This is a genomic window from Paenibacillus sp. SER-28, from assembly GCF_052906305.1.
Map to the genome: position 1 here is coordinate 1 of NZ_JBRECM010000014.1, position 13,507 is coordinate 13,507.

A 13,507-nucleotide genomic window follows, 5' to 3' on the forward strand; every position below is an offset into this window, starting at 1 on the left:
AGATAAAAATATCTCTTGTTTGATTTTGCGAACAAAATCGTTTTACTCACTCGTTGTTCAGTTTTCAAAGATCAAACCTGCATAATGTCTTACTCTGTTTCACCACCGCATCTCAGCGGCGACTTAAATAATATATCATGTTTTTCAGGTCTTTGCAACACTTTTTTTCAAAAGAATTTTTCAATCAATTCTGCTTTGTTTTCGTGTTGCTAACTATCTTGCAAAAGACAGCTAAAAGAATATACCATAAAATTACGCTAAAAGGCAACACCTTTTTTTAGTTTTTTTCTCATCTTTAAAATCACTGCATTTAAATCAAGAGACCATTATTCCCACAAGCAGAATAACAGTCTCTTTAACATTCATTTCTTCCTCTTAATGAATAATAAAGCCGGGCACTACCATGAGGTTCCTCTCCTTTTACATATAGCCACGTCAGTCCTTAATCCACGGATTTTTACGCGAACGTGCATTATAGGATGAGGAGCGGGATTTTTGCTTTTTATTAGTAGCATTTTTACTGGAAACCTTGGCTTTGGATGTCTCTTCTTTGGATGTACTGCCAGAGCTGTCTTTTGATTTACCTTTACGCACGCTACGATCCTTTGGTTTAGAAGAAGAACCAACTTCATTTTGGGATGCAATAGTCAGATTGTTACCAATCTCCTGCGATTCTGGAATTGCTGGTGCCGACTGGACGTTCTCTTCCCGGCATCCACAGTCTGGCATAAACATGTAGGGTGTTGTATATCCCTCTAATGGATACATAGGTGCATTCCCATGCGCAAACGGATGATAAGGGGAATTCGCAGATTGTTGTCCTTGTAGTTGGCTATAATCGGACACGTGCCCACCCGCAGGCGAACCATATGGAGGTCCTCCCCATGCCTGGCTCCATTGACTGCCCTGGACTGTACTCTCTGGATACTGCTGTGGATGCCCTTGATGGATAAATGGAGGATAGACAGGGTAGGATGCATTTTCAGACGCCTCATGACTCGGATAATATCCAGGGGCGCAGCAATCTGAATAGGCAGGATAAGGTGTTGGATGGGCATTTATAGGTGGTGTCTGCACAGACCCCCAGCACCATGGATGCTCACAATCATGATGATAGCCCTGATCAGAAACTACAGTAGGAGAGGCGTGTTCTGCTAAGGAGGTATTTATAGGCGCATTCCCCCAAGTTTGAGGAGACTCAATCCCCGGATACCACGAGTTCGGCATTGCATTTATTTGTGGGCTATAATCAAATGTCGGCTGTTGTATCGACCACTCGGAATTTACCATCGGCTCCGATTTTGTGCAGCCGCAAAATTTTTCAGCTACAGGTTGCTTCACAATAGTTGTAGGAAGCTGTGGCTTAGATGCGATGGGTTGGGTAACTATAGGTTGCTTTTGAGGCGGAGCAGGTGGAGTAACTATGGGCTGCATTTGAGGTGGAGCAGGATTTACGGGTGCCATAGAAACTTCAGGCAGTTTTAATTCAGGAAGCTTAGGAGGATTCACTGTTTCTTTTGGCTGTGTCATCTCTTCTTTGGGGCTAGGCATATTTTCCTGCTTAGGCTGCGTCAACTCCGCCTTGGGCTGGGTAAGTTCTTGCTTGGTTGGGGATTCAGGTGGTTTAGGCTGTGTCATCTCTTCTTTGGCTGCGGTATTTTTTTTATTCTCAGTAAAATCAGACGCCTCTTCTTTGTAGTGTGGAATATTAACTGTTTCTCCAACCAGAAGTGCGTTCGGGTTTTTAAGCTGGGAATTGGCATCAATAATTAGCTTAAGCGGTACATTCCACGCCTTGGACAACTTCCACAATGAATCTCCTTGCTTAACCTTGTGTTGATATACCGTTGACGGCTGTGTTTCCATCGTAACTGGGTCTGTTGGAATTTTAATTTTCTCGCCGATACTCAACTGATTAGGGTCTGCCAATTGGGGATTGGCGGCAATAACTTTCTCCAGCGTCACATTATACTTCTGTGCCAGCAAGTACAGAGTGTCACCTTTTTTGACGATGTGTATTTTCACAGGTCACAAACCTCCTAGACTTTCGTTCGGGCGGGATAAACGCCCGGCTTCTGTTATTACATCCTATGCACCTCCCGGGCGAATGACCCCATACAAACAAAAAAATCCTCTCAACCGAATACTCACGCGAGCATTCAGTTAAAAGGATTCGGTTTTATTTTAGTCCTGCCACACTTTGTAGCCATCCTGATCCACGATCTTCCGGAACTCAGCCAAGAGCTCCAAAGTCACTGAGCCAGCAACGCCGGAGCCGATCGTACGACCATCCACTTCATAAGCTGCAATAACTTCTGCCGCAGTTCCTGTAAAAAACACCTCGTCCGCAACATATACATCATGCAGTGTAAAAGGTTGTTCCTTAAGGGGGTATCCAAGCTTAGCACACAAATCGATAATAGCATTACGAGTAATCCCTTCAAGCGCCCCCAAATAGCAAGGAGGTGTATATAACACTCCATTTTTGACAATGAAAATGTTGTCCGCAGAGCCTTCCGTCACATACCCTTGGGAATTGAGCATAATAGCCTCACCTACACCAGCATAGTTAGACTGGATCTTCACGAGGATATTGTTAAGATAGTTCAATGATTTAATCTTCGGATTCAAAGCGTCTGGGATGTTGCGACGCTGAGAGACAGAAATTGTCTTCAGGCCAGTCAAGTAAGCTTCTTCCGGGTAAATGGCAAGCTGCTCCACGATAATGATGACACTCGCCTTCGCACAACGAAGAGGATCTAAACCTAGATTTCCTGCACCTCGGGATACAATCAGACGGATATATCCGTTACGCATTTCGTTAAGACGAATCGTTTCAGCCATTGCTTCCAACATTTCATCAGGAGACAAAGGAATGTTTAACTGAATGGATTTCGCAGAATCATACAGACGCTCCAAGTGCTCCTTACATTTAAAAATATTCCCGTTATAGATACGAATGCCCTCAAATATACCGTCTCCGTACAAGAATCCATGATCATATACGGAAACCTTTGCGTTTTCCTTAGTCACATGCTGCCCATCCAGATAGATCCATTGTTCTGCCATTAAAACCACACCTCCGATTAATGTTCCTTTAAAATAGGTTCGATCGCTGCTTCAACATACTTGTAGCTTGGATAAGAGCCAAGAACACGTACATGGCACCCCAAAGCCTCGATCTCTGCAAAGGCTGCCGGAAGCAGCACGGAATGCAGAGAATCCAAAACTTCAATGTAAAAATAATAATTCCCCAATTGCTTTTTGGTCGGACGCGATTCAATACGAGACAGATTTAACCTGCGCCATGCAAATGCGGATAAAACCTGATGCAGCGCTCCCGGGAAATCCTGCGGCGGCGTGACCAAAATACTGGTTCGCTGACCTTCAGGCGTACCCGGGAGACTTATAGGTTGATGACCGATCAAGACAAAGCGGGTAAAGTTGTTATCGTGATCCGTCACTTTGCTGGCCAAAATATCCAATCCATGTTTGGCAGCCGCAAGCTTGGTTCCGAGAGCGGTCCAGCCTTTACCGGGGTTATGTTTAACAATTTCGACGGCTTCTGCCGTACTTCCTGCACTCTCCAACTCGGCCTGAGGAGCGGAAGCCTGTATGAATTCTTTACACTGGGGAAGCGCCACAGGATGAGACATAATTTTGACCACTTTGCTCAAATCCAGCTTGTCCAAATCCTTCGTAAATTCACTGCGATGACCAATAAGATTTTGAATTGAAGGATATACCCATTCCGCCTGCATTTGAATGTCTACTTCATGTACAAGCCAATCCATATGCAAACTTACAGAGCCATCAATCGTATTTTCAATGGGAATTACACTATAGTCTGCCTGACCCTTGTCTACTGCCTGAAATACGTCCGCAATATGTTTGTAAAAAAGTAATTCATGGGACGTATCTCCTAACAAATACTTAATCGCTTCATGAGAAACAGTCCCCTCAGGAAGAAGTGCAATTCGTTTCATATCGTAAGTTCCCCTTTAATCATATCCATAAAAGGGAGAGTATTCCCTTCTGTATATACTTTAACTCCTTCATTCTCAGGGCGCAATTTTAAAACAGAAGCAGTGATCCCCTCTTTGTTCATGGTATCCGTTAAATACTGCTCCAGCTCTGCTTTCCGATTTTCCCGCCGATCTGTCAATGCCAGCAACGTTGGTCCAGCCCCACTTAGAGCCACACCCAAAGCACCATAATGGTGCGCATCCTGCAGGATCTCTGTCATACCTGGCACAAGTGCCGCGCGGTAAGGCTGATGAAGCTGATCACGCATCGCTTCGGCGATTAAATCGGTTCGTCCTGACGCCAATGCTGCTACTAGCATGGAAGCATGACTTATATTATATACAGCATCTTTCAATGATACATGCGCGGGTAGAACCTCTCTAGCTTTCGACGTGGACAGCTGAAAATCTGGAATAACTACCATAACCTCCAGATTGGCATCTGGTTCAAGCCGTAAATGCCTAGCATGCTCGCCGTCCCACATCGCTGTAATAATACCACCAAACAAGGAAGCTCCAACATTGTCCGGGTGTTTTTCAATGGCGCTTGCCATATCGAACAGCTTGGAAGCCGGCAAAGGTGAGCCAATCAACGTATTGGCAGCGACCAAGGCGCCCACAATGGCAGAAGCACTGCTGCCCAAACCGCGAGTGAGTGGAATATCCGAGTACATCGAAATATCGAGCTCAGGAACAGATACACCTGCTTCCCGAAAAACCATTTGTGCTACCTTGAAAATCAGATTAGTTTTATCTTGGGGAACACCATTCATTTCATCTCCGTATAAATGAAAAGCCGTCTGTTCGGCCTCCTTTATTTCAATCCATGCATATAAGGACAATGCCATGCCCAATGTATCAAAGCCGGGACCCAAGTTGGCCGTACTCGCAGGCACACGCACTCTTGCTGTTTTTTTTAAAACGGTCATACAGACAATTCCTCCTGCTTTTATTGACTATCCCTCTACTCGATATACGCTCTTGATGCGACGGATGACGTCTAAAGTTTCAAAATGCTCCAAAACCTTTTTCATACTCGCTTTACTGGCTAAATGAGTCACGATAATAATTTCAGCATCGGGGTTAACCTCATTCGGTTGTTGCACAACAGATGCCAGACTGACATTAAATTCAGCAAATACTTGCGTAATCCGTGCCAACACCCCCGCTTTATCATCCACATGCAGAAGCACGAAGTTTTTGAAATACACATCTTCGTCGCTACTAATTTTTTTAGGGTTGTAAGGTACGATGGCTTTAAGCCCATTGACACCAAGTTTGAGATTTTTCACTACAGCTACTAAATCGGCTACAACCGATGTTGCCGTCGGCATTTCACCTGCACCCGCACCATAAAACATGGTTTCACCCACTGCTTCACCATGCACATACACCGCGTTGAATACCCCGTTCACCGAAGCCAGTGGATGCTGCTTGCGTACCATGGTCGGCTGAACGTTAATGGTAAATTCATCACCCTGACGCTCTGCAATGCCGAGCAATTTCATTTCATATCCTAGTTTTTTAGCAAAAGCAATATCTTCACTGGTTACCTTTGAAATGCCGCTGACACTTACATCCTTGAGCTCTACATTAGAGCGGAAACCAAGCGTGCCAAGAATTGCCATTTTACGAGCTGCATCCAGTCCTTCCACGTCTGAAGTCGGATCGGATTCAGCATACCCAAGCTCCTGCGCTTCCTTGAGAACTTCCTCGTACGAGGCCCCTTCCTGACTCATTTTTGTTAAAATAAAGTTTGTCGTACCGTTCACAATCCCCATAATGCGGGTAATACGGTCGGAGGAGAAACCTTCAATGAGTGTACGAATAATCGGGATACCACCTGCTACACTAGCTTCATAAAAAATATCACATTGCTTTTCCTGCGCCTTTGCTAATACTTCAGAACCGTGCAAAGCCATTAAGTCCTTGTTAGCTGTTACGATGTGTTTACCCCGCTCCAGCGCTTCAAGAATGTACTCCTTCGTCTGATCAACCCCGCCCATAACTTCGATAATCACATCAATTTCAGGGTCTCGAATAACTTCCCATGGGTCCTCAGTAAGCTTGGCCGTGTCCACTTCAATGGAACGATATTTTTCTATGTTTTTTACAGCTATTTTTTCAATGATGATCGGTGAACCGACTTGTCTGCTCAAATCTTCCTGATTGCCTTCTACGATTCGAACGACTCCCGTTCCTACCGTCCCCAAACCTAACAATCCTACTTTGACCGGTTTCATCCATTCCCCTCCCGCGAACTTATGTCTAATGAACTGAATTGCCTTAACCTTGCCCAATCAGGCGAACACGTTTGACTCCGGAGATGTCCTCCAAGCCCTCCAGTAGAACACCCAACTCTTCACTGAGTCTGGACATTTCTACCGAGATAACTACGTTGGCTCTGCCTTGCAGTGGAATACTTTGCTGAATCGTCAGCACATTGCCTCCGAAATCAGCCACTCTGCCAAGCACCCTGGACAACATTCCGGATTGATGCTCTAAATCAATAGAGATATTGACAATTCGCTCACGCTCCAGCTGGTTAACCAAATGTATGCCATCCTTATATTTATAAAAGGCGCTTCGGCTTAGCCCAACTTGCTCCACGGCATCATGCACGGTTTTAACATCTCCTGAAGCCAGCAGCAGTTTCACCTGTATAGTCTTAACAATAGCTTCAGGCAAAATATCTTCCCGTACCAAGTAATAGCGCTCTTTCAAGAACGTCCTCTCCTCAAAGACTTATGTTTTTGTATAGAGGACATTATATCGAAACTCATGAAAATCGGCAAGCTAACATTGCAAAAAACGGCTACTGCCTCTATAGAATTTCCCATAGTACAGTAACCGTTCAGGTTTTAGACCTTTATTTGATTTTTAGTAGTAGCTGCTGCCTTCAACAAATTCGAACTCGAAATCAGCAATGCGTACAGATGTACCATCTTTGGCGCCACGCTTGCGTAACTCAGCATCCACACCCATATGGCGTAACGTTCTTGCTAATTTTAAAATGGCATCATGCGAGTTCAACTGCATGCGCTTCATCATGCGCTCAATTTTAGGGCTCTGCACCACGAATGTGTCGTTTTCGCGCACAATTGTAAAGCCATCGTCTTCTGCTGTATCCAGCTTAAATACCTTACGTTCATTGACTTCTGCTACTTCCTCAACAACCGGCTCGTCCGGTATTTGATCCAGCAAATCAGCAGCCCGGTAGAGCAGTTCCTTTACACCTTGACGTGTCAGTGAGGAAATAGGCATGATTTCAAGATCAGGACGTATAGAAGCAATCTGCTCTTTGAAGTGAGCCAGGTTTTCTTCAGCTTCTGGCATATCCATTTTATTGGCCGCCACAATTTGCGGACGCTCAGCCAATGCTGCATTATATTGCTTCAATTCGTCGTTAATTTTAGTCCAATCTTCAAACGGGTCACGTCCTTCGGAGCCCGCCATATCCACGACATGGATAATAATACGCGTCCGCTCAATGTGCCGCAGAAATTCATGTCCCAGCCCAATACCTTCATGAGCTCCTTCAATCAAACCAGGCAAATCCGCCATCACAAAATTACGATGATCACCCACATCCACAACACCCAAATTCGGAGTAATCGTTGTAAAGTGGTATGCCCCAATTTTCGGTTTTGCGGAAGATACAACCGACAACAAGGTAGACTTCCCTACACTAGGGAAACCGACCAAGCCTACGTCAGCCATTACTTTTAACTCAAGCGTGATATAACGTTCTTGTCCCTCTGCACCGTTCTCAGCCAACTCAGGCGCTGGATTACTCGGCGTAGCAAAACGGATGTTCCCGCGTCCCCCGCGTCCTCCTTTAGCTACGACGACTTGTTGACCATGACGTGTCATATCTGCTACTACTTCACCAGTATCATCATCTATGATGACCGTTCCCGGTGGTATACGTACGATCATGTGCTCCGCATTGGCTCCGTGTTGGCTTTTGTTGCGACCTTTTACTCCACGCTGGGCTTTAAAATGACGTTGGTACCGAAAATCCATCAAGGTACGCAAACCCTCATCTACACGGAAAATTACGTCTCCACCGTTCCCTCCGTCACCACCACCTGGGCCACCTTCAGGAACGTATTTCTCACGGCGAAACGCAATTAATCCGTCTCCACCGTCACCGCCTTTAACAAAAATCTTCGCTTTATCTACAAACATGGTTACACCTTCCTTATGTCTGGCACTGCATCCGAATTTGAAGCATTTCGCCCGTAGGAAGCTTCTCTGTTCGAATGCGTTTACTTCCGGGTACGGATCTGACCTGCTTTAGGATATTCAAATCCGCAGGTATATCACTTCCTTCAAAACGGACGATAACATCATTCTGATCCATACCGAAAAAAAGTGTCAATCTGCGCACTTCTCCCCAGGACGACCGGCCCCCGCCATATTGATACGCACGCACCGTTTCTATGACGGCCGAGGCAAGCGACTCGCCGTCTTCGGGAGACATGACAGCGTCTAACTTTAACTGCTCCTCAACCTGTACCGACAACTGTAAATTACCGGCGTTCACCCGAAAAGACTGCAAATAAAACACCAGTGAGGGAATACCCAACTTAGATATTTTACTGTCTTCCGCCACGCGCCCTTTTATTGTTTCCACATAAGCAACAGATTTATCATGCTTATTCATACGAATATATCCATAAAGCACCTGCAAGTCATTCATCCAGTCATGCCGATGATGGTTAAGCATTGAAATCGCTGTACGCTCAAAAGAACGCAAAGCAGCTTTCCGTTCATGCTCAACCTGTCTTTGCGTATACCACATACCAAAGCATGCAGTAACTACAGACCATACTGCTAATAAGATAATCGTTAATACTTCAGGATAGAGCAGTGAAAAAACCAAAGGAATCAGAATGGAACCCAACGCCAGATAAGGCGCTCTTATCCGCTGGAACATGGCTTCTCTCCGTTCTGCGATAATTAAATGGATTATTAAAGAACCTTAATCCAGTATAGCACAGACTAACTTTCCAATTCATTACCATCATGCAAAAAAGCCTCCGACAAAAGTGCCGGAGGCTTTTCAGCGTGTCTAAGCCGCTATTAAGCTTCTACAGTAGCTGCTACTGGAGCAACGTCGATCGGGTAGATGCTCACCTTTTTGCGATCACGGCCCCAACGTTCGAACTTCACAACGCCGTCCACTTTCGCGAACAGAGTGTCGTCCTTACCGATGCCCACGTTCGTGCCCGGGTGAATTTTCGTTCCGCGTTGACGAACCAGGATGCTACCGCCGGTAACTGCTTGACCGTCAGCACGTTTCACTCCAAGACGTTTCGATTTACTGTCACGTCCGTTTTTTGTGGAACCTACACCTTTTTTCGATGCGAATAATTGAAGATCCAATGTCAATTTCAACATGATGTCTACCTCCTTCTTTGATTATTTTCTATTTGAATATACTTACCGTATGATTCAGCAATACTTGTCAGCATAATCACCATGGACTCCAGCAACAGTTGAACCTGTGCGTTTGCATCATGATAACTTTCAGGAGAAAGATACGCGCTTAAAAAGCCGTTTTCCATTTCCGTTTCCATCTCAACGTCCGTAAGAGCTCCAATCGAATTGACAGTTCCTACCGTTACCGCTGAAACGCCAGCACATACGATATCCTCGCCAGATTTAGCGAAATTCGCATGTCCTTTAACGGAAAACCCCTGTATGCTGCCATCCTCCAGTCGTGTAATACGCACGATAATCACTTATCGCACCCTCTTACGCTTGGATTTTTTCAATCGTCACTTTCGTGTACGGTTGACGATGACCTTGCTTCACATGGTAGTTCTTTTTAGGTTTGTATTTGTATACGATGACCTTTTGACCTTGACCATGCTTCTCAACTTTAGCTGTTACAGAAGCTCCAGAAAGAAGCGGTGTACCTGCTGTCAAGCCATTGTCGCCGGACACTGCCAGAACACGATCGAACGTTACAGTTTCACCATCATTAGCTTCCAACTTCTCGATGAACAATACGTCGCCCTCTTGAACTTTGTATTGCTTACCACCTGTTTCGATAATTGCGTACATTTGCTTGCACCTCCTTATGTCTCAGACTCGCCTAATAGCAGGTGGCAGATTCCCTTAGGATACTGCACTTCAGTACCTGATTGGAGCGGTTACAGCATGTGCAGCCAATCTTACGCATCACACATACTAAATGATTGTAGCACAAGCTTTATACACATTCAACCTTTAGTTTTAAAATGATTTTTGGTTACGCATCGCTCTACACGAACGTCTTTTCCTCACGCACTTTTTTGCGGGTCATTTCCAGCAAACCTAACCGCGTCCAACCGACAACATAAGATTTGGTCCGATCCTTCTTCAACCTTGCTTCCAGCACAGAGGATACTTCCCGACGGTTCTCCTCTTGTTCCATGTCAATAAAATCAATGATGATGATACCACCAATATCACGCACACGTACCAGGCGGGCAATCTCTTCAGCTGCTTCAATGTTAGTCCGGGTTACCGTTTCTTCCAGATTACTGCCTCCCGTAAACTTCCCGGTATTCACATCAATGACGGTTAGTGCCTCCGTATGATCAATGACAATGTATCCACCGCCCTGCAGCCATACCTTTCGCGCAAAATCGCGTTCCAGCTGCTCATGAATGCCATAAGTTTTGAAAATTGTTTCTTCTGCACCACGAAATATACTTACATGAGCTCTCGCAGGACCAATCTGTTGCAGCATGATTTCTGCATCCTTTGCTTGCTCTTCACTGTCAATGACCAGTTCATCCTGTTCAGGTGTAAACACATCTCGAATCAACCGTTGAACAATACTTAAATCCCGGTGTAATTCGCACGGAGCCGAGTGTTCACCAGCTTTACGCTGAATAGCCGCCCACTGCTTACGTAGTTGATTCAGATCATTTTCAATCGCCTCTATACTCATGTCCTCCGAAACGGTACGGATTATGAGTCCTTCCTCGCTTGTGCGTAGCTGCTCTCCCATTGCTTTCAAACGGGTACGTTCGCCCTCACGTTCGATCTTCTTGGACACGGCCACATAATCAGCACGGGGCATATATACGATCCAGCGACCCGGAAGTGAAAAATGAGTGGTGACCCTCGCTCCTTTGCTACCAACAGCCTCTTTTAATACCTGCACTACAATTTCCTGCCCTACCTTTAACACTTCAGAAATAGATGGTTTTACCTCCGGCTGCTTGTCCAAATGAGCATGAAGTACGTCATCTACATACAAAAAGGCATTTTTTCGCTGTCCAATGTCAACAAAGGCGGCTTGCATACCTGGTAGCACATTGACCACCCTCGCTTTGAAAAAAGAACCTAGAATTCCCCGTTTTCGCGGTAGTTCAGCCGCATATTCAACCAATCGTCCCTCTTCCAACAGCGCCATTTGGGTCATCTGCTGCTGGCATTGTACAATCATTTGCTTCATGGTTTTTCAACCTCTCTGGATACAGCCTCTTCCTTAACTCATAAAACATTATTTGGGCTTGGGTTCTCCACCATCTGGCGGGCGTGTCGCAAAATAAGAGCGAATAAGACGTTGCTCCGGCAGTACGGCTACAATCCGTCCCTGTTCATTCATAACATAAACCATATGATACCGATCTCTTCTGAAAAGACGCAAAATAGGCTCCAAATGTTTCACTGGTAGGGATACAATAGGTAAGGCAATACTTCCCTTAGCTACTTCGCGGTAAAAAAGCTCGTCCCTCCCCAGCAAAAACCGTATAAAACGGTAAGGGATATTCCGATAATCCACAATATTAGAATAAAGCAAAAAAATCCCTACCGCCAGCAGATTTAAATGGATAGGTCCATTTTGCCTTAACAACGGCGAAATACCATATATACAAAATAGCAGACTCGTTACGATACTGGCTCTAAAAGTCCACACTAATGTGCGGTGATAAGAAAAGGATAAGCTAATCAGTGCCTGCAATATTTTCCCACCGTCAAGTGGTAAAATGGGCAGCAAATTAAACAGTGCAATAACTGCATTCCCCTGAATGATATAATTTACATAATTATACTCCAGCCCACTCACATTTCTGAACCACAAAAGGATGATGATCATGATTCCATTTTGCAGGGGCCCTGCTAGCGCAATGACAATCTCCTTCCACGCATTGAGCTTCCCCTGATCCTCAATGACCGCCACTCCTCCAAAGGGTAACATCTGTATGGAAAGCACCCGCGCACCCAACAACGAAGCAGCTGTCGCATGACCTAGCTCATGAATAAATACCAATGTAAATAAAGTTATAATCTCGATAAAATGTCCAGTTAATATAGAGGTCAGCATGACCAATACAAACAGTGGATGTAGTGATAAGGTCACCCCTCGGACATTAATCAAGGGCTACCACTTCTGACGGGTCAATGTATTGATCCCCTCTCTGAACTGCCAAAAACAAAGTTGCCGCCTCGCTGCCGCTGTGACTTGCTGGCAATACACCGATCTCATCTCCCTCCTGTACCCAGTCGTTCACTTTTAAGGTAGAGCGGGAAAGCCTTCCGTAAGTTGCTGTGATACCGCCAGTGTGCCGAACTGTAACCGAAATCCCGCTTTTGGGATGATTTAATATGTCTAATACTCGTCCTGCATCTATACTTTTAACAGCGATTGCCCCGTTATCGGTAATATTCGGCGTAATTTCTACCCCTTTAAGGCTCAGTACAAAAGGCTGTGTTATATTGCCTTCAATCGGTGGAGAGCCCTTTCGACTTGCGTCTACCTTGTGCGTTTCATGCTCCTCGCCAAAAATCGGTAAAAAGGAAGGTGCTCCGTCAAAATAAGTTTCATACCATTGCCCAACGGCTGCAAAATCCATATCCTTATTCAAGGCATCCGCAATAAACATTCTCAAATTCACTGCATAGGGAATATCCCAACGAAACATTCCCCATACCATTCCAAATAACACCGTTGCTATGACTGATCTTCGCCAAAAGGAAGTCCAAAAAGACGGACCACGATTCGTCCCAAAAGATTGCTGCCAGCGTTGCCGCTCATTTTTCCACTCAGTTTCTGGGTCTCTGGGCGAGTTGGCACTAACTATAGGCATCGACTTCATATCTTTATCCCCGTGCCTGTTCTGATATATGCCAGAGGGATACGACTCTGCTTTGCTTCCCGCGATTAGCTGCTGTATACGTTCTTCTCTGCGCTGCTTGATTCCGGAATTTTTATTCATCCTGTTCAGCCCCCTCAGCGAGGTATGTTTGATACATCTTATGAGGACGGGCTTCAACTTATGTTGTCCGGTTCGGGATTACGCACCTAAAAATCAAAAAAACCGGCGCTAGCGCACCGGATATGTTTTGTATTTATGATATTTATGTAGTGACCCTAAATTTTGAGAAACCGTATTATAGGAATTTAAAAAGACAAACCAAAAACACTTAAATAAGATTATTCCTTATTTAAGTGTCTAGTATTACAAGTGAATACT

General features: G+C 45.0%; 14 protein-coding genes and 1 other annotated feature. All 14 genes read right to left on the bottom strand.

What is annotated here, in order from left to right; genetic code table 11:
• Window positions 1-435: 435 nt before the first annotated feature.
• The 14 genes from ACUYLD_RS22975 to ACUYLD_RS23040 all read right to left on the bottom strand — a co-directional run bounded on the left by ACUYLD_RS22975 (window position 436) and on the right by ACUYLD_RS23040 (window position 13,249).
• Window positions 436-2,025: a LysM peptidoglycan-binding domain-containing protein gene (locus ACUYLD_RS22975; RefSeq protein WP_446676077.1), complete on the bottom strand. Its 1,590-nt coding sequence runs from the start codon at window positions 2,023-2,025 to the stop codon at window positions 436-438.
• 159 nt (window positions 2,026-2,184) lie between these two features.
• Window positions 2,185-3,069, bottom strand: coding sequence for a branched-chain-amino-acid transaminase (gene ilvE, locus ACUYLD_RS22980; protein ID WP_322160115.1), 885 nt, complete (start codon window positions 3,067-3,069; stop codon window positions 2,185-2,187).
• Between the two features lie 17 nt (window positions 3,070-3,086).
• Window positions 3,087-3,986 (bottom strand): prephenate dehydratase, encoded by a 900-nt coding sequence (gene pheA, locus ACUYLD_RS22985; protein ID WP_446676078.1) that lies wholly within the window; start codon window positions 3,984-3,986, stop codon window positions 3,087-3,089.
• A complete protein-coding gene (thrB, locus tag ACUYLD_RS22990) occupies window positions 3,983-4,954 on the bottom strand; it encodes a homoserine kinase (protein WP_446676079.1) in 972 nt (323 codons plus the stop codon). The genes pheA and thrB overlap by 4 nt, the downstream gene beginning before the upstream one ends.
• 27 nt (window positions 4,955-4,981) lie before the next feature.
• Window positions 4,982-6,268 carry a homoserine dehydrogenase gene (locus ACUYLD_RS22995; protein ID WP_274482419.1) on the bottom strand — a complete coding sequence of 429 codons (1,287 nt, stop codon included), beginning with the start codon at window positions 6,266-6,268 and terminating at the stop codon, window positions 4,982-4,984.
• A gap of 43 nt (window positions 6,269-6,311) precedes the next feature.
• Window positions 6,312-6,749 (bottom strand): ACT domain-containing protein, encoded by a 438-nt coding sequence (locus ACUYLD_RS23000; RefSeq protein ID WP_013311587.1) that lies wholly within the window; start codon window positions 6,747-6,749, stop codon window positions 6,312-6,314.
• 156 nt (window positions 6,750-6,905) lie between these two features.
• Window positions 6,906-8,216 carry a GTPase ObgE gene (gene obgE, locus ACUYLD_RS23005; RefSeq protein WP_061828806.1) on the bottom strand — a complete coding sequence of 437 codons (1,311 nt, stop codon included), beginning with the start codon at window positions 8,214-8,216 and terminating at the stop codon, window positions 6,906-6,908.
• Window positions 8,217-8,229: 13 nt separating this feature from the next.
• Window positions 8,230-8,967 carry a Spo0B domain-containing protein gene (locus ACUYLD_RS23010; RefSeq protein WP_328800631.1) on the bottom strand — a complete coding sequence of 246 codons (738 nt, stop codon included), beginning with the start codon at window positions 8,965-8,967 and terminating at the stop codon, window positions 8,230-8,232.
• A 146-nt stretch (window positions 8,968-9,113) separates the two neighbouring features.
• The gene (gene rpmA / locus ACUYLD_RS23015; RefSeq protein ID WP_039272574.1) at window positions 9,114-9,431 is read right to left on the bottom strand and encodes a 50S ribosomal protein L27; all 318 of its coding nucleotides are present in this window, start codon (window positions 9,429-9,431) and stop codon (window positions 9,114-9,116) included.
• Window positions 9,432-9,436: 5 nt separating this feature from the next.
• Window positions 9,437-9,775, bottom strand: a complete 339-nt coding sequence (locus tag ACUYLD_RS23020) for a ribosomal-processing cysteine protease Prp (RefSeq protein WP_013311591.1) — start codon at window positions 9,773-9,775, stop codon at window positions 9,437-9,439.
• Window positions 9,776-9,788: 13 nt separating this feature from the next.
• Window positions 9,789-10,100, bottom strand: coding sequence for a 50S ribosomal protein L21 (gene rplU / locus ACUYLD_RS23025; RefSeq protein ID WP_013311592.1), 312 nt, complete (start codon window positions 10,098-10,100; stop codon window positions 9,789-9,791).
• Window positions 10,101-10,113: 13 nt separating this feature from the next.
• Window positions 10,114-10,201, bottom strand: a sequence feature (ribosomal protein L21 leader region).
• A gap of 98 nt (window positions 10,202-10,299) precedes the next feature.
• Complete coding sequence (locus ACUYLD_RS23030; RefSeq protein ID WP_446676080.1) at window positions 10,300-11,484, bottom strand: Rne/Rng family ribonuclease; 1,185 nt, start codon at window positions 11,482-11,484, stop codon at window positions 10,300-10,302.
• A gap of 48 nt (window positions 11,485-11,532) precedes the next feature.
• Entirely contained in the window at window positions 11,533-12,411 is an 879-nt protein-coding gene (locus ACUYLD_RS23035) for a M50 family metallopeptidase (RefSeq protein WP_446676081.1), read from the bottom strand.
• A complete protein-coding gene (locus tag ACUYLD_RS23040) occupies window positions 12,404-13,249 on the bottom strand; it encodes a peptidoglycan DD-metalloendopeptidase family protein (protein WP_250240093.1) in 846 nt (281 codons plus the stop codon). The genes ACUYLD_RS23035 and ACUYLD_RS23040 overlap by 8 nt, the downstream gene beginning before the upstream one ends.
• Window positions 13,250-13,507: the final 258 nt, after the last annotated feature.

Bases quoted from the DNA above. Each gene is read 5' to 3' on its own strand.
- ilvE (WP_322160115.1), bottom strand. From the start codon at position 3,069: ATGGCAGAACAATGGATCTATCTGGATGGGCAGCATGTGACTAAGGAA.
- pheA (WP_446676078.1), bottom strand. From the start codon at position 3,986: ATGAAACGAATTGCACTTCTTCCTGAGGGGACTGTTTCTCATGAAGCG.
- rplU (WP_013311592.1), bottom strand. From the start codon at position 10,100: ATGTACGCAATTATCGAAACAGGTGGTAAGCAATACAAAGTTCAAGAG.
- ACUYLD_RS23030 (WP_446676080.1), bottom strand. From the start codon at position 11,484: ATGAAGCAAATGATTGTACAATGCCAGCAGCAGATGACCCAAATGGCG.
- rpmA (WP_039272574.1), bottom strand. From the start codon at position 9,431: ATGTTGAAATTGACATTGGATCTTCAATTATTCGCATCGAAAAAAGGT.
- ACUYLD_RS23040 (WP_250240093.1), bottom strand. From the start codon at position 13,249: ATGAATAAAAATTCCGGAATCAAGCAGCGCAGAGAAGAACGTATACAG.
- ACUYLD_RS22995 (WP_274482419.1), bottom strand. From the start codon at position 6,268: ATGAAACCGGTCAAAGTAGGATTGTTAGGTTTGGGGACGGTAGGAACG.
- ACUYLD_RS23010 (WP_328800631.1), bottom strand. From the start codon at position 8,967: ATGTTCCAGCGGATAAGAGCGCCTTATCTGGCGTTGGGTTCCATTCTG.
- thrB (WP_446676079.1), bottom strand. From the start codon at position 4,954: ATGACCGTTTTAAAAAAAACAGCAAGAGTGCGTGTGCCTGCGAGTACG.
- obgE (WP_061828806.1), bottom strand. From the start codon at position 8,216: ATGTTTGTAGATAAAGCGAAGATTTTTGTTAAAGGCGGTGACGGTGGA.